At 61.6% G+C, this 17,838-nt stretch carries 20 protein-coding genes and 1 tRNA gene; 11 read left to right on the top strand and 10 right to left on the bottom strand.

The window, feature by feature from the left end:
• The first annotated feature begins 92 nt into the window (after nt 1-92).
• The 7 genes from NKH17_RS13115 to NKH17_RS13085 all read left to right on the top strand — a co-directional run bounded on the left by NKH17_RS13115 (nt 93) and on the right by NKH17_RS13085 (nt 5,026).
• Complete coding sequence (locus NKH17_RS13115) at nt 93-632, top strand: ubiquinol-cytochrome C chaperone family protein (RefSeq protein WP_352477173.1); 540 nt, start codon at nt 93-95, stop codon at nt 630-632.
• A 41-nt stretch (nt 633-673) separates the two neighbouring features.
• Nucleotides 674-1,222, top strand: coding sequence for a YceD family protein (locus tag NKH17_RS13110; RefSeq protein ID WP_352477174.1), 549 nt, complete (start codon nt 674-676; stop codon nt 1,220-1,222).
• Nucleotides 1,223-1,345: 123 nt separating this feature from the next.
• The gene (plsX, locus tag NKH17_RS13105; RefSeq protein ID WP_352477175.1) at nt 1,346-2,416 is read left to right on the top strand and encodes a phosphate acyltransferase PlsX; all 1,071 of its coding nucleotides are present in this window, start codon (nt 1,346-1,348) and stop codon (nt 2,414-2,416) included.
• Nucleotides 2,417-2,425: 9 nt separating this feature from the next.
• Entirely contained in the window at nt 2,426-3,397 is a 972-nt protein-coding gene (locus NKH17_RS13100; RefSeq protein WP_352477176.1) for a beta-ketoacyl-ACP synthase III, read from the top strand.
• Between the two features lie 104 nt (nt 3,398-3,501).
• Nucleotides 3,502-3,825 (top strand): integration host factor subunit alpha, encoded by a 324-nt coding sequence (locus tag NKH17_RS13095; RefSeq protein WP_023717292.1) that lies wholly within the window; start codon nt 3,502-3,504, stop codon nt 3,823-3,825.
• Nucleotides 3,826-4,067: 242 nt separating this feature from the next.
• Nucleotides 4,068-4,610, top strand: a complete 543-nt coding sequence (locus NKH17_RS13090; RefSeq protein ID WP_254817568.1) for a MerR family transcriptional regulator — start codon at nt 4,068-4,070, stop codon at nt 4,608-4,610.
• A gap of 74 nt (nt 4,611-4,684) precedes the next feature.
• Nucleotides 4,685-5,026 carry a hypothetical protein gene (locus NKH17_RS13085; RefSeq protein ID WP_352896575.1) on the top strand — a complete coding sequence of 114 codons (342 nt, stop codon included), beginning with the start codon at nt 4,685-4,687 and terminating at the stop codon, nt 5,024-5,026.
• A gap of 126 nt (nt 5,027-5,152) precedes the next feature.
• Here the strand turns inward: NKH17_RS13085 and NKH17_RS13080 are convergent, their stop codons facing one another.
• The gene (locus NKH17_RS13080; RefSeq protein ID WP_352477178.1) at nt 5,153-5,347 is read right to left on the bottom strand and encodes a hypothetical protein; all 195 of its coding nucleotides are present in this window, start codon (nt 5,345-5,347) and stop codon (nt 5,153-5,155) included.
• A 317-nt stretch (nt 5,348-5,664) separates the two neighbouring features.
• Here NKH17_RS13080 and NKH17_RS13075 point away from each other — a divergent pair, with 317 nt between their 5' ends.
• Nucleotides 5,665-5,943, top strand: coding sequence for a helix-turn-helix domain-containing protein (locus NKH17_RS13075; protein ID WP_023674515.1), 279 nt, complete (start codon nt 5,665-5,667; stop codon nt 5,941-5,943).
• Nucleotides 5,944-6,062: 119 nt separating this feature from the next.
• Nucleotides 6,063-6,521, top strand: coding sequence for a YbaK/EbsC family protein (locus NKH17_RS13070; RefSeq protein ID WP_352896579.1), 459 nt, complete (start codon nt 6,063-6,065; stop codon nt 6,519-6,521).
• A gap of 38 nt (nt 6,522-6,559) precedes the next feature.
• On the opposite strand, the gene NKH17_RS13065 is transcribed toward NKH17_RS13070, so the two are convergent.
• From NKH17_RS13065 to NKH17_RS13035, 7 genes are all read right to left on the bottom strand, one after another.
• Nucleotides 6,560-6,751: a hypothetical protein gene (locus NKH17_RS13065; RefSeq protein WP_352506491.1), complete on the bottom strand. Its 192-nt coding sequence runs from the start codon at nt 6,749-6,751 to the stop codon at nt 6,560-6,562.
• A 121-nt stretch (nt 6,752-6,872) separates the two neighbouring features.
• Nucleotides 6,873-7,067 (bottom strand): hypothetical protein, encoded by a 195-nt coding sequence (locus NKH17_RS13060; protein ID WP_254817574.1) that lies wholly within the window; start codon nt 7,065-7,067, stop codon nt 6,873-6,875.
• Between the two features lie 831 nt (nt 7,068-7,898).
• Nucleotides 7,899-7,975, bottom strand: a tRNA-Pro gene (locus tag NKH17_RS13055).
• The gene (locus tag NKH17_RS13050; protein WP_352896583.1) at nt 7,966-9,291 is read right to left on the bottom strand and encodes an O-antigen ligase family protein; all 1,326 of its coding nucleotides are present in this window, start codon (nt 9,289-9,291) and stop codon (nt 7,966-7,968) included. The genes NKH17_RS13055 and NKH17_RS13050 overlap by 10 nt, the downstream gene beginning before the upstream one ends.
• Nucleotides 9,288-10,823 (bottom strand): undecaprenyl-phosphate glucose phosphotransferase, encoded by a 1,536-nt coding sequence (locus tag NKH17_RS13045; RefSeq protein ID WP_352477292.1) that lies wholly within the window; start codon nt 10,821-10,823, stop codon nt 9,288-9,290. Before NKH17_RS13045 ends, NKH17_RS13050 begins: the two co-directional genes overlap by 4 nt.
• 115 nt (nt 10,824-10,938) lie before the next feature.
• Complete coding sequence (locus tag NKH17_RS13040) at nt 10,939-12,063, bottom strand: glycosyltransferase family 4 protein (RefSeq protein WP_352650001.1); 1,125 nt, start codon at nt 12,061-12,063, stop codon at nt 10,939-10,941.
• Nucleotides 12,064-12,075: 12 nt separating this feature from the next.
• Nucleotides 12,076-12,639, bottom strand: coding sequence for a polysaccharide biosynthesis/export family protein (locus NKH17_RS13035; protein WP_352896586.1), 564 nt, complete (start codon nt 12,637-12,639; stop codon nt 12,076-12,078).
• 255 nt (nt 12,640-12,894) lie between these two features.
• Here NKH17_RS13035 and NKH17_RS13030 point away from each other — a divergent pair, with 255 nt between their 5' ends.
• Complete coding sequence (locus tag NKH17_RS13030; protein ID WP_352896589.1) at nt 12,895-15,144, top strand: GumC family protein; 2,250 nt, start codon at nt 12,895-12,897, stop codon at nt 15,142-15,144.
• Nucleotides 15,145-15,165: 21 nt separating this feature from the next.
• On the opposite strand, the gene NKH17_RS13025 is transcribed toward NKH17_RS13030, so the two are convergent.
• A complete protein-coding gene (locus NKH17_RS13025; protein WP_352650006.1) occupies nt 15,166-16,395 on the bottom strand; it encodes a GNAT family N-acetyltransferase in 1,230 nt (409 codons plus the stop codon).
• An 89-nt stretch (nt 16,396-16,484) separates the two neighbouring features.
• On the opposite strand from NKH17_RS13025, the gene NKH17_RS13020 reads away from it, so the two are divergent.
• Nucleotides 16,485-17,543 carry a polysaccharide deacetylase family protein gene (locus NKH17_RS13020; protein WP_352806464.1) on the top strand — a complete coding sequence of 353 codons (1,059 nt, stop codon included), beginning with the start codon at nt 16,485-16,487 and terminating at the stop codon, nt 17,541-17,543.
• Here the strand turns inward: NKH17_RS13020 and NKH17_RS13015 are convergent.
• Entirely contained in the window at nt 17,540-17,767 is a 228-nt protein-coding gene (locus NKH17_RS13015; protein ID WP_254817582.1) for a DUF2842 domain-containing protein, read from the bottom strand. The two genes, NKH17_RS13020 and NKH17_RS13015, sit on opposite strands and share 4 nt — an antisense overlap.
• Nucleotides 17,768-17,838 lie beyond the last annotated feature (71 nt).

The following is a 17,838-nucleotide window of genomic DNA, read 5'->3' as shown; positions in this document are numbered from 1 at the left end:
CAACTTGCGCTGGGCCGCAAAACCGGTAAACCAGCTTGCTTGCCGATGCAACAAGGCCACTTCAACAAACGGTCCCGGGAGACCACCCTCAAATGTTCCAGCGCCTCTTTGGCCGCGAACGACATGCCAACCGCGCCATCACCGAGGCGCTTTACGCACAAATCGTGGCGGCGGCGCGGCAAACGGTGTTTTATTCCGCCTGGAACGTGCCGGACACGCCGCTCGGCCGCTTCGAGATGCTGTCGTTGCACATGTTCCTGTTCCAGCACCGGTTGCGCGGCGAGGGTGGTGCGGCGGCAGAGGTTGCGCAGGTGCTGATCGACGAGTTCTTCATGGATGTCGAACATTCGTTGCGGGAATTGGGCATTGGCGACGTCGGCGTGCCGAAGCGCATGCGGAAACTGGCGAAGATGTTCTACGGCCGCACCGCCGCCTATGACGATGCACTGCAACGAAATGACCATGATGCACTTACCGGCGCCCTTGCCCGCAATGTCAGGCCCGATGCCGGCGCCTGGCCGCAAGCGTCGCAACTGGCACTCTATGCCGCCGATGCATCCAGGCAACTCACGGAACAGCCGACCGAATCGATCGTTTCCGGCACGGTGGTATTTCCCGTGGCCAACGCTTGAGCGGCGGCAGGCCGAATGAAGATGGCGAAGTGGAGGCGAACATGAAACGTCCTGATATCCACAGCCCAGTGTCATTCCGGGCAAATGTCGCTCGGCTGCCGCAAAAGGGGCTGCCGGTGGTGATCGATGCCGACGCCGGGCAGCGCGCCCTGCTGGCCGCCGAGCACGAACTGCTTTCGGTAGAAAACTATCGCGCCGAACTCCTGGTCGAGCCCTGGAAGCGCAACGGGGTGAAAGTCAGCGGCCATGTCGAGGCCGATGTAACGCAGGCCTGCATCGTCACCCTCGACCCGGTCAAGGCGCATATCGACGAGCCGGTCGAAGCGCTGTTCCTGCCGGAGCAATCCAAGCTCGGCCGGCAAGGTTTCGACGGCGGCGGTGAGATCCTACTCGACGCCGAAGGGCCGGACAGCCCGGAGACCTTTTCCGGCGACGCCATCGACGTCGGAGCGCTTGCCGAACAGTTCTTTGGCTTGGCGATCGATCCCTATCCGCGCAAGCCCGGTGTGTCGCTGGAGGCCGCCGGCGATGCCGAGCCTGTGGAGAATGAGTTCCAGCAAAAGCTCAGATCACTGTTGGGAAAATCCTGATAGCTGATCCAATTTGAGAAAAGTTGGTTGTGCGGCAGCCCAAAACCGTTATTTTCGCCGAACCTTCGCGAGCCCCGTACCTTGGCAAGCCCGCTGGCCAAGCAACCGTGAGATGAACACCGCGTGATCAGGATTTCCATCGATGCCATGGGCGGCGATCACGGGCCAAGCGTGGTCATCCCGGCGCTCATGACTGTCGCCACCCGCCGTCCGGACATACGCTTCGTCATTTATGGGCGCGAAGAAGTGGTACGGCCCGAACTCGCCAAATTCCCCAAGCTGGCGGACGTGAGCGAGTTCATCCACTGCGAGATCGCAGTCCGGATGGACGACAAGCCGAGCCAGGCGCTGCGCCATGGTCGCTGGAAATCATCGATGTGGAAGGCCGTCGAGGCGGTCAAGGCAGGCACTGCCGACGCCTGCATCTCAGCCGGCAATACCGGCGCGCTGATGGCAATGTCCAGGTTCTGCCTTCGCACCATGGCGACCATCGATCGCCCGGCAATCGCGGCGCTCTGGCCGACATTGCGCGGCGAAAGCGTGGTGCTGGACGTCGGCGCCACTATCGGCGCAGATGCGCATCAACTGGTTGATTTTGCCATTCTGGGCACCGGCATGGCGCGCTCGGTTTTCGGCATTGAACGGCCTAGCGTCGGCCTGCTCAATGTCGGCGTCGAGGAGATCAAGGGTCAGGAGGAGGTCAAGGAGGCGGGCCGCATGCTTCGCGAGGCCAACATGGCCTCGATGAACTACCATGGCTTTGTCGAGGGTGACGATATCGGCAAGGGCAGTGTCGACGTCGTCGTTACCGAAGGATTTGCCGGCAACATCGCGCTGAAGACGGCGGAAGGCACGGTCAGGCAGATCGCCGGGTATCTGCGCGCGGCGATGAACCGCACGCTGATGGCCAGGATCGGCTATATCTTCGCGAAGACCGCCTTCAATCGCCTGCGCGAGAAGATGGATGTCGGCCGCTCCAATGGCGGCGTCTTCCTCGGGTTGAACGGCATCGTGGTGAAAAGCCATGGCGGGGCTGATTCGGATGGCTTTGCGGCGGCGATCGAGCTTGGCTACGACATGGTACGCAACAATCTGCTTGACCGCATCGAAGCCGATCTCGACCTGTTCCATGCCCGCAATCCGAATGCCCAGACAATCCGGAAATCCGACGTCGTCATCGACGCAAAGGAATAGGAAAGAGCATTGATCAGATCAGTCGTGCGCGGCACGGGCGCCGCGCTGCCCCGCCGCATTATGAAGAATGCCGATTTCGAAGGCATGGTCGAGACGTCGGACGAGTGGATCGTCCAGCGCACCGGTATTCGCCAGCGCCACATCGCGGCCGATGACGAGACGACGGCCTCGCTGGGCGAGGCGGCGGCGCGCGCAGCCCTCGACAGCGCCGGCCTGATGGCGGACGACATCGACCTGATCGTGCTGGCGACCTCGACGCCCAACAACACCTTTCCCGCGACCGCGGTCGAGATCCAGAACCGCCTCGGCATGCACCACGGTTTTGCCTTCGACCTGCAGGCGGTTTGCTCCGGCTTCGTCTATGCAGTGACGACCGCCGACCTCTATATCCGCGGCGGCTTGGCCAGACGGGTGCTGGTGATCGGCTCGGAAACATTTTCGCGCATTCTCGACTGGAACGACCGCTCGACCTGCGTTTTGTTCGGCGACGGCGCCGGCGCGATGGTGCTGGAAGCAGGCACGGGAGCAGGCGGCATCGCCGACCGAGGCGTTCTGGCGGCCAGCCTGCGCTCCGACGGCATCCACAAGGACAAGCTTTTTGTCGACGGTGGGCCGTCGACCACCGGGACGGTCGGGCACCTCAGGATGGAAGGCCGCGAAGTGTTCAAGCATGCGGTCGGCATGATCACCGACGTTATCGAGGCGACGTTCGCACAGGCCGGCATCAGCGCCGCCGATCTCGACTGGTTCGTGCCGCATCAAGCCAATAAACGAATTATTGACGCTTCGGCCAAAAAGCTCGGGATAGAGGAGCGGAAGGTGGTCGTGACCGTCGATCTGCACGGTAATACCTCCGCTGCTTCGGTGCCGCTGGCACTGTCCGCGGCCGTCGCCGACGGTCGCATCAAAAAGGGTGACCTGGTACTGCTTGAGGCGATGGGCGGCGGCTTCACCTGGGGCGCCGTCCTGCTCCGCTGGTAAGTGCCGAACTATCGGGTTCGGGTCCTTGACCTTGACGGATCAATTACTTAGGTTCTGCCGTTGCTTGTATCGATTTATGTTTTTGAGCTGATGGGACGGTTCGTATGGGGGGAAAGACACTTACGCGCGCCGACCTCGCCGAAGCCGTTTACCGCAAGGTTGGGCTGTCGCGTACTGAATCGGCCGAGCTTGTCGAGGCGGTGCTGAATGAGATCTGCGAGGCGATCGTTCGCGGCGAGACGGTGAAGCTGTCGTCCTTCGCGACCTTCCACGTGCGCTCCAAAAACGAGCGCATCGGGCGCAATCCCAAGACCGGTGAGGAAGTACCGATCCTGCCGCGCCGGGTGATGACCTTCAAGTCGTCGAATGTGCTGAAGAACCGTATCCTGCGCTCCCATCAAAACAGCAAAGCCAAGGGCAGCAAGTAGACGCCCGATCCACTTTGCCGAGAATCATGCTCCAGGCTTCGGTTGAAAAACGAGCCCTGCTTTTGCGCCGGGCTTGAATATTGTTTCATAAACCGCTGAAATAAGATGCGATTCGGTAGGCCGGATCGGTATTTGGGTGTAATCGTTCCGGCGGGACGGAAAGCTGCTCTCTTTGTTAAGCGTGATGTCCCCCGAACCCGGTTCCCGCCTTCGCGATCATGCTCTAGCGTGAGGATTCGTCCATGGACAAGAGCCCTGATGCTTTCCGCACCATCAGCGAGGTCGCGGAGGATCTGGATTTGCCGCAGCACGTGCTGCGCTTCTGGGAGACGCGTTTCAACCAGATCAAGCCGATGAAGCGCGGCGGCGGCCGCCGCTACTACCGTCCGCAGGACGTCGAACTGATCAAGGGTATTCGCCATATGCTCTACGATCAGGGCTATACAATCAAGGGCGTGCAGAAGCTGTTGCGCGAGAACGGCAACCAGTTTCTGATCGCCGTCGGCAATGGCGACATGGCGGCGGTCGAGGCGATCTCGCAACGCCGACAGGCCGACACGGTACCGCTGACGCAAGCGGCACAGCCGCGCGGCCCGGACGACGAAATGCTGGTCGGCCAACCGAGGGTGAAACCCAGCCGTCGTTTTTTCGGCATCGGCAAGACCGACGAGGAAGGTCCGGTTCCGCCGGACACGTCAAAGCTATCCCGTGACAATCGCGCATTGCTGCAGGAGGCGCTGTTCGACCTCCTGGAATGCAAGCGCCTGCTCGATCAGGTTCGCTAGAGCCCGCCGGGCTGACCGGAACGGTCTTCAGGGTCATGCGTTAGGCTTCCTTCTACATATGAAGGAAGCACGTCATGCCATCGCTTTCGAGCATCTCCGACACCGATCTGAACAAGCAGGTCGCGGCCCTGACCAGGGAACTGGCCACCTTGAAGAAAGCCGTGTTAAAGCGGGGCGGCGCCTTTTACGAAGACGGGCGCGATACCGCATCGGATTATTATTCGGATATCACTGAGCGCCTCGGCGACGCCTTGCCGGCAATCAGAAGGCAAGGCCGGGCGATCGAGAAGACCGCCCGAGATCACCCGGCGACGGCGGCCGCTGTCGGGCTGGTTGTGGTCGGGCTCGTCGCCAGTCTGTTCCTCGGCGGCCGGCAGCAACAAGCACCGCGGGCGCGTTCAAGATCGACACGTTGAGATAAGCAAATGGCGGCGGTCAGCGGACCGCCGCCATTTTTCGCCGACACGGCAAACCCGGCAAGCGTGCCGCCCTTGATCAAGGGCCAGAACGCCTGATTGCCGGTTGTTCGACCGAGGGTGTTTTCAGTACTTCTTCGCCACAACCTTCTTGTGATGGTGGCGGTAGTGGTGGTGGACGCGGTGATGGTAGTGATGGCGGTGATGCTTCTTGACGGTGGCGTGCATCGTCGTTGCATTCGCGCTGCTTGCGCCGATGATCGGCATCGAGAGGGCAAGTGCGATTGCAAGTCCAAGGGCGGAGAGAAGAGGCTTGTTCATGACATCGTTTCCTTTTTGCGCAGGCGGAATTTAAGCGTCACCGATTCAGGTCGGTGACCCGATCGGTGCGGTTGGGACTATCGCCTTGAAGTTTTTCGGCAGTTTTTCCGGCCTGTAGAATTTTGTTTCCGAACCGTGTCTGCCGATGATCCAGCCGGATGTCGGCGCACCGGCATCCGCCATTGATTCCGGCGTCGGTTCACGATGCCGTGACGCTATCTTTGATGCTTGGCAAATCACCGACGAGCGGGCATTCTCCCGATCGTCTCAGGCAACAACATGATTTGATCTAACTCTTTCATCCCACGGAGTTGCCAATGCCCCAAATAGCAAAACGCGAACCTTACTCCGAACTGGCGGCGAGCGCGGTTACGCCTGAACGCAGTGCCGTCCGAACCGCCCGGGAAGCCCGTGGATACAGCATCGAAGAGCTGTCCCTGGCGTGCGGGCTGGCAGCCTATGAGATTGCCGACATTGAAAGCGGCAAGGATGCCGATCCCTCGAAACGTCGGCGTATTGCCTCCGCGCTTCAACTTCCGGAAAGCGCTCTGTTTGACGAAGCCGTGTTGCCTGCCAAAAGGCGATCCGTGTCGTAGCGACGTGTCATGCTTTTATTCCACGAGCTCGCCATGGGTCGCCCTGGCGGGCTTCGTTTTTTCGGCCACTTAGTGGACTTGCCGGCCGCTACGGCGACGCCAGACGGAAATTGTCGGAGATGAGCCTCGAATCCGTTCGCGCCTTTTTCGCCGCACACGCGCCCGACATCGACGTTATCGTCACGGAAGCCAGCTCGGCGACAGTGCCTCTGGCCGCCGAAGCGCATGGCGTAGCGCCAGCGCAGATTGCCAAGACGATCTGCTTGCGCGCCGGCGACCAGACGATGCTGATCGTGGCCAGCGGGATCTCCAGGCTGGACAATCGCAAATTCAAGGACCGGTTCGGTGGCAAGGCGCGAATGCTGGATGCCGAACAGGTGCTTGCCGCGACCGGTCATCCCGTCGGCGGGGTGTGCCCATTCGGCCTACCGGCGCCGCTCCCGGTCTACTGCGACATCTCGCTGCGCGCCTTTGACGAGGTCGTCCCGGCGGCAGGCGCGACGAATGCCGCCGTACGGCTCAGCCCGCAACGCCTGGCCGAACTCGTCGACGCCGAGTGGGTGGATGTGTGCCAGTAGCCATTTATCCGGGTCGTGGGATCCGCTGAGTGTTACCGCTACTCGGTCTTCTGTGGCTCTTCTTTCTTGATCGTCTGAGCGTCTGTGGCAGTCGACATATCGGCCTTCTCGACGCTCGCTGTCGTCTGCGTGTCGACCGATGCCTGGACCTTTGAATGCGCGGGGCAATCCGCAGAGGCAACTGATATGGACATGGTCAGTGCCGCAGCTATTGCGAGGAATGTCTTCATGATCATTCTCCTCGTTCGTTCGATGGGCAAAGTTAGCCCGTCTGGCCCCGACCACAAAATCACATTTGTTCACACGCTGGCCCAGTAATTCAAATGGCTGCGCGGATAGCCGCTTGCCGTATCAAAGCCCACTGGCTCCGGCCGGAGGATTTTTGGCGTTAAAGATCTCGCCGCTCAGAGCCAGTCTCAGGTCTTCGGCGCTGAGCTGACCACTTTCGAACAAATCCATCACCCTGCGGCCGAGCACTTCTCTGCCTGGATCGCCGTCAGCGAGGCCTAGTTCACGGCATCGGGCATCAAGTGCCTTGGTCAACATGGTCAGCTCGGCAGGACAGGCAACCCCTTGAAGCGACATTGCATCTCTCCCCTAAGGGCGAAAGCGCGTGGCATCTTCGTAGCGTCCGCTCGCCCTTACAACTGCGGACGACGGCAATTCAAATAAAGCCAACCTTTTTCGAACTCAACATTCAAACGTACCAAAACGCCGCGCGCTCCAATGCGAGGATCCTGCTACAATACGGTATGGCCGTCCGAATAGCGGTTATCCTCGCGCTTCTCTTCGCCTTCGCCTACGGTTTCGCAAAACTCGCGGAACATTATGGCAGAGTTGGCCACAGACCCTCTCCGTGTGAAGAATTGCCCTATCCTGATTGTCCTGATCAAAAAGCTCTTCCCCGGGAAGAAACTGAGCCTTGAGCACGCCTGTTCAGGCCAGGCCAGGCCAGCCATCGGGATTGAATTAGTTCTTTCCAACCGACGGTTGGTGGACGCATTGCAGCTGATGGGCCTAGGGTTCACTACGATCCGCGCGCACCGGGCATGCCCAAACCCCCGAGTCACCCCTGCCTGATGCAAGGCGCCTGATCGAGTCCCGCCGTTCTGGCATGTGCGGCGGGACCTTTTCTTATTGAAGCTGGAATACGGGCTCACGATAAAGGTTGGCGTACGCACCAAACGTCGCCTAGCCACTGTCGCGCGGTTTCTCGGTGGGCTTCTGGCTAGCCGCCAGCCTCCGTGCCTCGCGCACGAGTGATCGTGATCGATTCTTCGATGAGATCACGCGCCTGCGTACGTTGCGCTGGCTGCAGTGCGGCTATTGTCTGTACAGCCAGTTTGGGGGAAAACTGGCTAAGCCTTTGGATTTTAATGGTCGGAGTGGCCGGATTCGAACCGACGACCCCTTGACCCCCAGTCAAGTGCGCTACCGGGCTGCGCTACACTCCGGACCGGTCGCGATGTATCGTGATAGACCGGCTCCGGTCAACCGAATTCGGTTGCTGTCCTGCCTGAAGCAACGGCAACGGGCATTGCGCCGCCCGCAGCTGCCACTGGTGGCGGTATTCGAGCGCGATGGCACCCCAGATCAAGCCAAGCAGCAGGTAGACATGGCGCCAGTGGTCGATGTCGATGAAGGTGCCGAGCCCGATATTGCCGATGAAGGCGACGTAGGCGCATAGAAGATAAGGCTGCCACGGCCGGTCGCGCAGCAGAATGCGGAAGCCGGCGGCGATCGTCCAGCACGTCAGCGTCAGGAACGACACGAAGCCGAGCCAGCCGTAATCCATCAGCATCTTCAGCCAGATGTCGTGCGTGTCCTCGCCGAACATCTTGCCGAAGACGAGCGGGCCGATGCCGAACGGATGCTCCAGTGCCATCTGAAAGCCGATCGTGTAGCGGGCGAAGCGGCCGAGGCGGGCGGTGTCGTAGCTTTGTTCAAGCTGTGCGCGGTTCGAGAACATCTCGGCGACGCCCGGCAGTTGCAGGATGACGATCATTGCGATGACCAGCAGTCCGACGGCGGCGATGGTCATGACGACCACGCGCAGCCGGAACTTGCCGCTGGCGCTCTGCAGGAACAAGGCACCGGTTAGCAGGATCGCCGAAACGGCGAACATGCCCCAGGCGCCGCGCGAAAAGGAAAAGAAGATGCCGGCGGTGATGATCAGCAGCGGCACAGCCAATAGAGGCATGCGCGCGACCGAGCCGGTAAGCAGCAGATAGAGCAGGTAGATGCCCGGCAGCACCAGGAACGGCCCGAACACGTTCGGGTCCTGGAAGGCGCCGGCGGCGCGGTCGTATTTGGTGAAGATCTCGGCTCCCGGAAAGGCATGAAAATAGCCGGCTATGCCGACCAGCGAAGTCAGCACCGCCGACACCACATAGGCGACGAAGATCACCCGATAGAGACTGGGCCGGACCGCCGTTACCGAAGCGAAGAAAACCGCGGTTAAGGCCAGGAACAGCGAGACGGCGAGATAGAGCGGCGTGCCGGCGAGGTCCGACATCTGCGTCATCGAGATCATGCCGCCGATGTTCATGATCAACAGCAGCACCAGAAGCGGCACCGCCGCGCGCTGTATGCGCATTCCGAACAAGGGCCACACCACGATCAGCCCGATCATATAGACGTCGTACGGCGCCGGCTCGGCAATGACGAAGCCGGACAGGAAGACGCCGAGGAAAACCGCCCCTGACGCAATCAGTGCGATCAGCTTGGCGTTGACCGCCGCCGCCGGCAATTCATAGGCCGTCGCGCTCAATATGCATTTTCCGTGTTGAGCAGGCGGATCGGCGTCAGGAACAGGATTTTGAGGTCGAACAGGAGCGACCAGTTCTCGATGTAATAGAGGTCGTATTCCGTCCGCATGCGAATCTTCTCGTTGGTGTCCATCTCGCCGCGCCAGCCATTGATCTGCGCCCAGCCGGTTACACCGGGCTTGACCTTGTGACGGGCGAAATAGCCGTCGACCACCTCATTGTAGAGGAGGTTGTGCGACTGCGCGGCAATGGCGTGCGGGCGCGGCCCGACCAGCGACAGCGAACCGAACAGCGAATTGAAGAACTGCGGCAATTCGTCGATCGAGGTCTTGCGGATGAAGCGGCCGACGCGGGTGACGCGTGGATCGTTCTTTGTCACGGTCTGCTTCGCCGTCGGGTCCGCCTTGTCGGTGTACATCGACCGGAACTTATAGACCTCGATGATCTCGTTGTTGAAGCCGTGCCGCTTCTGGTGGAACAGCACCGGCCCCTTGCTGTCGAGTTTGATCGCGATCGCGGTCGCCAGCATCACCGGCGAGAACACGATGATGCCGATGATTGAAAAGACGATGTCGAAGGCGCGCTTGGCGACCGAATCCCAGTCGTTGATCGGCTTGTCGAAGATATCGAGCATCGGCACCGAGCCGATATAGGAATAGGCGCGCGGCCTGAACTGCAGCGCGTTCGAATGCGCCGACAGCCGGATGTCGACCGGCAGCACCCACAGCTTCTTCAATAACTGCAGCACGCGCGATTCGGCGGTCAGCGGCAGTGATACGATCAGCATGTCGATGCGCGCGATGCGGGCAAATTCGATGAGTTCGGAAATTGTGCCGAGCTTGGGATAACCGGCTACAACCGGCGGCGACCGCTTATCGCCGCGGTCGTCGAAGATGCCGCAGATGCGGATGTCGTTGTAGGGCTGCCTTTCGACCGAGCGGATCAGTACTTCCGCCGCCTTGCCGCCACCGACGATAACGGCGCGGCGCTCCATCCGCCCATCGCGCGCCCAGCGCCGGATCAGCTTCGACATCACCAGGCGGAGACCCAGGATCAGCACGAAGCCGACAACAAACCACGTGCCGAAGAGCAGGCGCGAATAGTCTTCCGACATTTTCATGGTGAAGGCGGTGAGCGCCATCAAGGCGAACGTTCCGGCCCAGACCAGCAGGAGCCGGCCAAAATTGGCGATCGGCCGCATTAGCGCGACGATCTGGTAGCAGTCGGTGACGTCGAGCAGAACGACCGCGAGGAACGAGGTGGCGGCGATCGTCAGGGAGTATTGCCAGGCAAGATAGTTGAAAAAGCCGACGTAGTAGAAATAGACGGCAAGACCTGACACCAACAGCAGCGCGAATTCCACCATGCGCAGCACGCCGCTCACCATGATCGGCGACATCGTATCGCGCCGGTATTGCGAGGCGACCTGGCGGGCGACGTCGTTCATGCCGCCGGCCGTGTTGTTCTCGGCAGGGGCGTTGAATTTGCGCACCGCGTCTAGCGAAAAACGGCGCGCGGGGTCGATTTCGTTCATGGGGTGTCCGCAGGTTTCCCTCAGGTGAATAGCAAAAGAGAGCTAAGAAACCCTTGAAACAACAGATGGCTTTGGAGACGCTTTCACCAGGTGCAGCCCGGTGGAACCCGTTGCCCTATTTTTTTTGCGCGGCGAAATAAGCCTTTTCGATTTCAGCGGCCATTACATCGGCGCCGAATCGTGCCTTGAGGTCGGCGATGCCGGGCATCAGGCCCTTGTAGGCGTCGAGATCGGCCAATGCGGCGCTTATCTTGTCGCCAAGTTCGCGCGGGTCGGGCCGGATCAGGGCAGGCGAGCTGGTGTCGAAGATTTCCGGTATGCCGCCGACCGACGTCGCGATAATCGGCTTGCCGGCGGCGAGCGCTTCCAGAACGATATAGGGCATGGCTTCCGCGCGCGATGGAACGACGACCAGCTTGGCCAGCGTGAAGGCCAGCCTGGCCGGCATCGGCGCCAGGAAGCCGACGTCCAGGCCGCGCTGACTCACCTGGGCGCGATAGCGCGGCAGGTCGTCGCCGTCGCCGACCATCAGCGCCTTCAATGGGTGGCCGAGCCGTGTTGCGGCAAGCCCCAGCGCATCGATGAAGATGTCGGGGCCTTTGAGGTCTCGCATCATGCCGATGTAGAGGAGGTCAACCGCATTGTGCTCGGTCCGCACCGGCTCGAACTCTGCGGCGCGCAGGCCGTTGTGGACGAGAGCGTTCGGAATAGGCGGCTCGCCGACCTTCCTGCGATAAGTCCGTCGCTCATAATCGGAAACAAACAGCAGGCAATCGGTGAAGCGAGCCATGAAGCGCTCGAGCGCGAAGAACAGCTTCCCCATGGCGGTGGTCTCGTCATAGTGAAGCGAGCCGCCATGCGGCGAATAAAGGCGGGCTACGCGAGACCTGGATACCCGCAACAATGAGCCGAACAGACGGGCATAGGCGCCACCTTTGGCGCCATGCCCGTGCAGCACGTCCGGCCGCAATTCTTTTATGATCCTATAGGTGCGCCGGGCCGAGGCGAGATCGCCTGGCCCGACATGCCGCTGCATCGGCGTGCGGTGAATGCCGAGCGCCAGACTGCCCTTCATCTGTTCGAACAGCCGTTCCTCGAAATCGCCGCCCGTCGTCGAATCGCAGACGATGCCGACGGCATGGCCGGCGGCGACCTGAGCCTCAGTCAGGTCGCGCACGTGCCGGAAGATGCCTCCGACCGGTGAGCGAAAGCAGTGGACGATCCTGAGTGTGTCCGCCACTTGGTCAGCACATCAAAACAGGCGTTCGCGAACATAGACTGTATCGCCGGGCAGTAGCGGGTCGGAGGTCACCACGCGTCCGGTTATCACCTTGCCGTTGATGTCGCGGGTAATGTCGACGCTCTCCTGGTTGGCGCGTGGCGTGAACCCGCCGGCGATGGCGACGGCCTTCTGCACGGTCAGGCCCGGAACATAGGAATACTGGCCCGCCGCACCCACTTCACCCATGACGAAGATCGGTCGGTAGCGATCGATTTCGACAGAAACGTCAGGATCCCGCAAATAGCCCTGGCGCAGTTTCTCGGCGATCTCGCCCTCGAGCTGCTGGGCGGTGTGGCCGCGCGCCGGCACGTTGCCGACGAGCGGCAGCGAGAGATAGCCGGATTGGTCGACACTGTAGGTGTTGGTTAATCCCTCCTGCTCGAACACTGTGACGCGGACGCGGTCGCCGGCGCCGAGGCGATAGGGCTGGTCGAGAACTTCATGGAATGCGGCCGGCGTCGGCCGGTAGCTGGAGCAGCCCGAAAGCATCGATACGGCAAGCAGCGCGCGGAAAAGGGGAGTAGTGCTTTTCATGAGCGGACACGTACCTTTGAATAGCCGGCGACTCTGCGGCAAACCTTAACGATCGAGCTCGGTTATCATCCTGTTAGGGTTAATGGCCGGTAAAGGCGCACCGCCGATACGGGCCGGATCGACAAATGCAGATCGTTTTCAGCCTCTTGTTTGCGGCTTGTTAGTAGAGCCTAACAGGTTCTTACCGCGATATTAACGGCTGAGTTACCATAGTTGTTTACGGTGCATGCTGACTCAGTACCGGAGCAGGGATGCATGTCCGTTCAATCCGCAGCCGCAGATGTCGACATCGATCTCAGGCAGCTTTTCGCCAGCCTGGCGCGAAACTGGTTGCGCATCCTTGTCGTCGCGCTGGCTGTAACCGGCCTGGCCTTTGCGCTCGCCTGGCTTGCAACGCCCGAATACAAGGCGGCAGCCAAGCTGGAGATCGGGCCTCGAGAATCGGAGTTCACGCGGCCAGCCGGGGCCAACGGCAACGAGCGGTCGATTCCCGACGAAGAGGCTGTGGCCACCGAGGTCCAGATCATCTCGTCCCCCGACATCCTCAAGCAGGTGGCGGCGAAGCTCAACCTGGCGAAGTTGCCCGAATTCGACGAGGCGCTGAAGATGTCGGCGCTGAGCCGCACCCTTGTCCTCGTTGGCTTGAAAAGCGATCCCTTCGAGATCCCGCTGGAAGAGCGCGTGCTGGACGCAATGCATGAGAAGCTCAACGTCTATGGCGTCGAAAAAACCCGCGCGATAGCAATCGAGTTCTCGTCGGAGGATCCACAGCTTGCCGCCGCGATCCCGAACGCCATTGCAAACGCCTATATCGCATCCAAGGGCAACGCCAAGCTCGAATCGAATTCCGCTGCCACCGACTTTCTGGCGCCGGAAATCGCGGATCTGCAGAATCGGGTGAAGGAGGCGGAAGCCAAGGTTGCCGCATTCCGTGCCCAGTCGGATCTTTTGATGGGCGGCAACAATTCGGTGCTTGCCACCCAGCAGCTGTCCGAATTGTCGAGCGAATTGTCACGGGTGCGCGCCAACCGCGCTTCAGCGGAAGCGACCGCCGACAGCGTGCGCAGGGCATTGCGCAGTGGCGGCTCACTGGATGCCGTTCCGGAGGTGTTGTCGTCCGAACTGATCCAGCGCCTGCGCGAGCGGCAAGTCGAACTCAAGAACAACATCGCCGACCTTTCCACCACCTTGCTCGACAACCATCCGCGCATCCGGGCGCTGAGGTCGCAACTCGCCGATCTCGACCGCCAGATCCGCAACGAAGCGGAAAAGATCATGAAGGGTCTGATGGCGCAGGCCGAGACGGCAAAGGCGCGCGAGGCTCAACTCGTGGCCGACGTCAACACGCTGAAGGCGGCGTCCGCCCGCGCCGGCGAAGAGCAGGTGGAACTCGATGCGCTGCAGCGCGATGCCGCGACCAAGCGCCAGCAACTCGATCTCTACTCGTCCAGCTATCTCCAGGCGGCCGCACGCAAGGATCGCAACTACCTACCTGTTGACGCTCGCCTATTTTCGGAGGCCCGGGCGCCGACCGAACCCTATTTCCCCAAGATTGGTCCGATTGTCGGCGCGGCCTTTGTCGGCTCGTTGCTCATCATGGCGATCGTCACGTTGCTGCAGGAACTGTTTTCCGGCCGTGCCATGCGTCCGGCCGCCGGTGCCCATTTCGAACACATCGAGCAGGTTGCGATGCCGGCTGTCCAGGCCGAACGCGCATCGGCCGAGCCCGACCCGCCGGTTGCGCGGTCCGAACCGGCAGTCGCCGAGATCGATGAGACCGACGACGACAGTATCATTGAAACCAAAGTGGAGCCGGAACCCGTCGCGGTGGCGGAAGCGGCTGCCGAGAAAATCGAACCGGAGTACTCTGAAATGGCCGCTGGAGACATTGAACCGGCACGTTCTATCCTCGGCGAGATCGACATCGACAAGGCCGCGGAAAAACTGATCGCCACCGGTGCAGCCCGGGCCATATTCGTGTCACCGGAAGGCGACGAGGCGGCTGCCTCGGCGGTGCTGGTGGCGCGCGCAGTCTCCGACGCTGGGCTACGCGTGCTGCTGCTTGATCTCACCGCTTCGGGTGCTGCCTCGCGGCCGATGCTGGACAGCGGGCTGTTTCCGGGCATCACCGATCTGCTCGCCTCGCAAGCGCAGTTCAGCGATGTGATCCACCCCGATCTCTATTCGGATTGCCACGTGATTCCCGTCGGCACAGCCGATCCGGTCCGTGCCATGCGCGCCGCCGACCGGCTGCCGATCATCATGCAGTCGCTAACCACGGCCTATGATCTGGTTGTGGTCGAATGCGGGCCGGCCGACGCGCAAGGCATCAGCCGCCTGGTGGGCGAGGGCACCGAGGTGCTGCTCTCCATGCTGGAGCCGGACGACCAGGTGACGCAAGCCGCAGTCGCGCTCATCGAGAGCGGTTATCCCGACCTAACGCTGGTCACGCCAATCGGCCATGTGGCGCCGGGGCCAATGCCGGGACGGCGCTCGGCGGCCTGAGGCATTTTTCTCAAATCGAAATCAGCTGTCGTCTTCGCCTGCGGCCGGTGCTGTCTGGCCCACGGCCTTGCGGCGCAGCAGCTTGGTCAGCTTCCAGACCATTGGGCTGTGCTTGATGAATGCTTTCAGGCTTGCGCCGTGCCTGAGCGCAAGCGCCAGCGCGCGACCTTTCAGCGTCAGCGGAACCAGCGCCTCGAAATGTTGCGTTTCGACATCGCACCACAATCGCTTGTAGGGTTCGTCACCGACCGAGAAATCATAGATTTCAAAACCCGCCTCGCAGGCTTCCTGGATGTTCTCGAAGAACAGGAAGTCGCCGGGGCTGGTGTGTGCGAGTTCGTCCTCGGCGATCGCCCCGAATTCGCAGATCAGCCGCTTGCCCGAGCGGCTCGATCCGGTGACCGCACGAAGCTTGCCGGCGACTTCCAGCCCATGCAGCACGAAGGACGGATCTTCCTCTTGGAGCGCGTCGGTAAACAGCGAGCGAAAAAAAGCACGCACCTCCGCTTCACCGAAAACGTTGGCGATGCCCATCTTGCGGAAGCGAAATTCCTTCATCTCGAAAAAGGCGTCGAGCAGCCTGTTCACCTCGTCCGCAGTCCTCGCCTCGATGCGGCAATGGCTGCCGACGGCCCCGAATTTGCGCGCCTGCGAGCGATGCTTCTTGCGCCTGCGCTTGCCGCTCACGCGGGTGAGCAATGCATCAAACCCTCCTACAAGACCGGCGGCCAGAGACAGATTGGGGCTCGAAAAATGCGGCAAGGCGGAGAGCGGGTTGGCAACGCCGTCGAGATCGGGCAGCAGCCGCTCTAGCGCAACAAGATCGATATCACGCCGCACCTTGGCAATCGCAGCCAGCATAGCGCGGATCGCCGCGTTATCGGCATTCGCCAGCCATTGCGGGTCGGCGGCGGCAAAATTGCCGTTGGCATGGCGGCCGCCCATGAACCGGGCGACGCGGAACGCTCCACTGCGAGTGACCTCCAGCGCCAACGAGAAAACCGGCCTGTTGTCGGCGCGCAGCGTCGCAACGACAACGTCGGCACCGGTATGTGCGGCCCAGTTCAGGATCCAGCCTGCGCTCTGCGCCGGGGCAAAAAGCGCCGAACGGCAGAATTCGGCGTACGCCGCCAGCGCCGCACTATCGGCAACCGAGATCGACAAGCCGGCTTTGCCGGCCGGCAAGGTATACGGCGACGCCTCGCTGCTTGCCAGCCGATTGCCGTCAAATGACGCGGTGGCGTCAACCATACCTCAATCCTTAGGGCGTATTCGTCGCGATTGGGGGTCCGCGCAGGCGCATTCCATGCTTGATGAGCTTAGGCGCAAAAGGTGAATGAATGATCGACGGGGGCGAGGCAATTCGCAAACTGGCGCTCAATCTCGCCCGCTATTCCGGTCTCGCGCCGCTGGCCAAGCCGTTTATCGGCGGCCTTGGCGTCATCCTGATGCTGCATCGGGTCACCGCGACGCCGGAAAAGCCGAACGGCGTCAACCGACACTTGAACATCGCGCCTGGGTTCCTCGATATCGTGATCGCCGACATGAAGGCGAACGGCTACAGGTTCATCACGCTGGACGAGGCGATCGAGCGCATCAAGGCCGGCGACAAGGACGGCCAGTTCGCGACGATCACCGCCGACGACGCCTATCGAGACAACATGACCGAGGCGCTGCCGGTGCTGGAGAAGCACGGCGCGCCGATCACCATCTACGTCGCACCGGGACTGATCGACGGCGCTGCCGACCTGTGGTGGGACCTGGTTGAGGATATCGTCAATGCGCGCGATCGCCTGACGCTGACGACGCCGGACGGCCCGGTGACGATCGACTGCTCGAATCGGGGAAAAAAGGTCCAGGCCAATGCGCGCCTGCACGCCTATCTGACGCTGAAGGTGCGCGAGCGGGACCAGCGTGCGGTGTTGCGCGATCTGGCGCGCTCGAACGGCATCGAGTTGGGCGGTCCGCGCCCGAGCACGCTGATGAACTGGGACGAGATCCGCACCATGGCCGGGCACCCGCTGGTGACGATCGGCGCGCATAGCGTCAATCATTGCAATCTGAAGCGGCTTTCCGAGAGCGACGCGCGGCATGAGATCGGCGACGTCAAGCGCATATTGCAGGCCAAACTCGGCGAGGAGCCGCGCCATTTCGCCTATCCCTACGGTCATGCCAGCGCAGTCGGCCGCCGCGAAGTGGGCCTTGTCCGCGATGCCGGCTATGCGTCGGCGGTGACGACCCGCCACGGCGTACTGCGCGCCGAGCATGCCGGGTTCCTGCATGCCCTGCCGCGCATTTCAGTCAACGGCCGCTATCAGAGCATCGCCCACATCCGAACCATGTTGTCGGGCGTGACGACGCCGCTGGCCAATGCCGGCAAGACGGTGGTGACGATTTAACTGTTGCCTCGGCCCTTCGGCCGCGGCTCCAGGATCAGCCACTTGATGATGCCCATCGCCGGCAGCACCCACAAAAGCCCGCTCAGCAGGAAGAAGATGAAGTGCGCCAGCGGCCCGGACTGCGACAGTTGGGCGACCGCGACGATCGAGGCGACCAGCGCATAGACGACGACCAGCACTACCAGCAGGAAGCTTCCGATCAGCTTTTTCAGGCGAATGGGCATGGCGCGATCTCGTTGATCGCTATCGCTTAGGCCGAACGGCGAATGCGCGCAACCCGCCAGGAACGGCGCGA

Source organism: Mesorhizobium sp. M1334, from assembly GCF_040317995.1.
Taxonomy (GTDB): domain Bacteria; phylum Pseudomonadota; class Alphaproteobacteria; order Rhizobiales; family Rhizobiaceae; genus Mesorhizobium.
This window is presented reverse-complemented; position numbering and strand designations above follow the sequence as displayed.

Excerpts from the sequence above, each read along its gene's own strand:
- NKH17_RS13115 (WP_352477173.1), top strand. The coding sequence starts at position 93 with ATGTTCCAGCGCCTCTTTGGCCGCGAACGACATGCCAACCGCGCCATC.
- NKH17_RS13110 (WP_352477174.1), top strand. The coding sequence starts at position 674 with ATGAAACGTCCTGATATCCACAGCCCAGTGTCATTCCGGGCAAATGTC.
- NKH17_RS13095 (WP_023717292.1), top strand. The coding sequence starts at position 3,502 with ATGGGGGGAAAGACACTTACGCGCGCCGACCTCGCCGAAGCCGTTTAC.
- NKH17_RS13090 (WP_254817568.1), top strand. The coding sequence starts at position 4,068 with ATGGACAAGAGCCCTGATGCTTTCCGCACCATCAGCGAGGTCGCGGAG.
- NKH17_RS13085 (WP_352896575.1), top strand. The coding sequence starts at position 4,685 with ATGCCATCGCTTTCGAGCATCTCCGACACCGATCTGAACAAGCAGGTC.
- NKH17_RS13080 (WP_352477178.1), bottom strand. The coding sequence starts at position 5,347 with ATGAACAAGCCTCTTCTCTCCGCCCTTGGACTTGCAATCGCACTTGCC.
- NKH17_RS13075 (WP_023674515.1), top strand. The coding sequence starts at position 5,665 with ATGCCCCAAATAGCAAAACGCGAACCTTACTCCGAACTGGCGGCGAGC.
- NKH17_RS13070 (WP_352896579.1), top strand. The coding sequence starts at position 6,063 with ATGAGCCTCGAATCCGTTCGCGCCTTTTTCGCCGCACACGCGCCCGAC.
- NKH17_RS13065 (WP_352506491.1), bottom strand. The coding sequence starts at position 6,751 with ATGAAGACATTCCTCGCAATAGCTGCGGCACTGACCATGTCCATATCA.
- NKH17_RS13060 (WP_254817574.1), bottom strand. The coding sequence starts at position 7,067 with ATGTTGACCAAGGCACTTGATGCCCGATGCCGTGAACTAGGCCTCGCT.
- NKH17_RS13045 (WP_352477292.1), bottom strand. The coding sequence starts at position 10,823 with ATGAACGAAATCGACCCCGCGCGCCGTTTTTCGCTAGACGCGGTGCGC.
- NKH17_RS13035 (WP_352896586.1), bottom strand. The coding sequence starts at position 12,639 with ATGAAAAGCACTACTCCCCTTTTCCGCGCGCTGCTTGCCGTATCGATG.
- NKH17_RS13030 (WP_352896589.1), top strand. The coding sequence starts at position 12,895 with ATGTCCGTTCAATCCGCAGCCGCAGATGTCGACATCGATCTCAGGCAG.
- NKH17_RS13025 (WP_352650006.1), bottom strand. The coding sequence starts at position 16,395 with ATGGTTGACGCCACCGCGTCATTTGACGGCAATCGGCTGGCAAGCAGC.
- NKH17_RS13020 (WP_352806464.1), top strand. The coding sequence starts at position 16,485 with ATGATCGACGGGGGCGAGGCAATTCGCAAACTGGCGCTCAATCTCGCC.
- NKH17_RS13015 (WP_254817582.1), bottom strand. The coding sequence starts at position 17,767 with ATGCCCATTCGCCTGAAAAAGCTGATCGGAAGCTTCCTGCTGGTAGTG.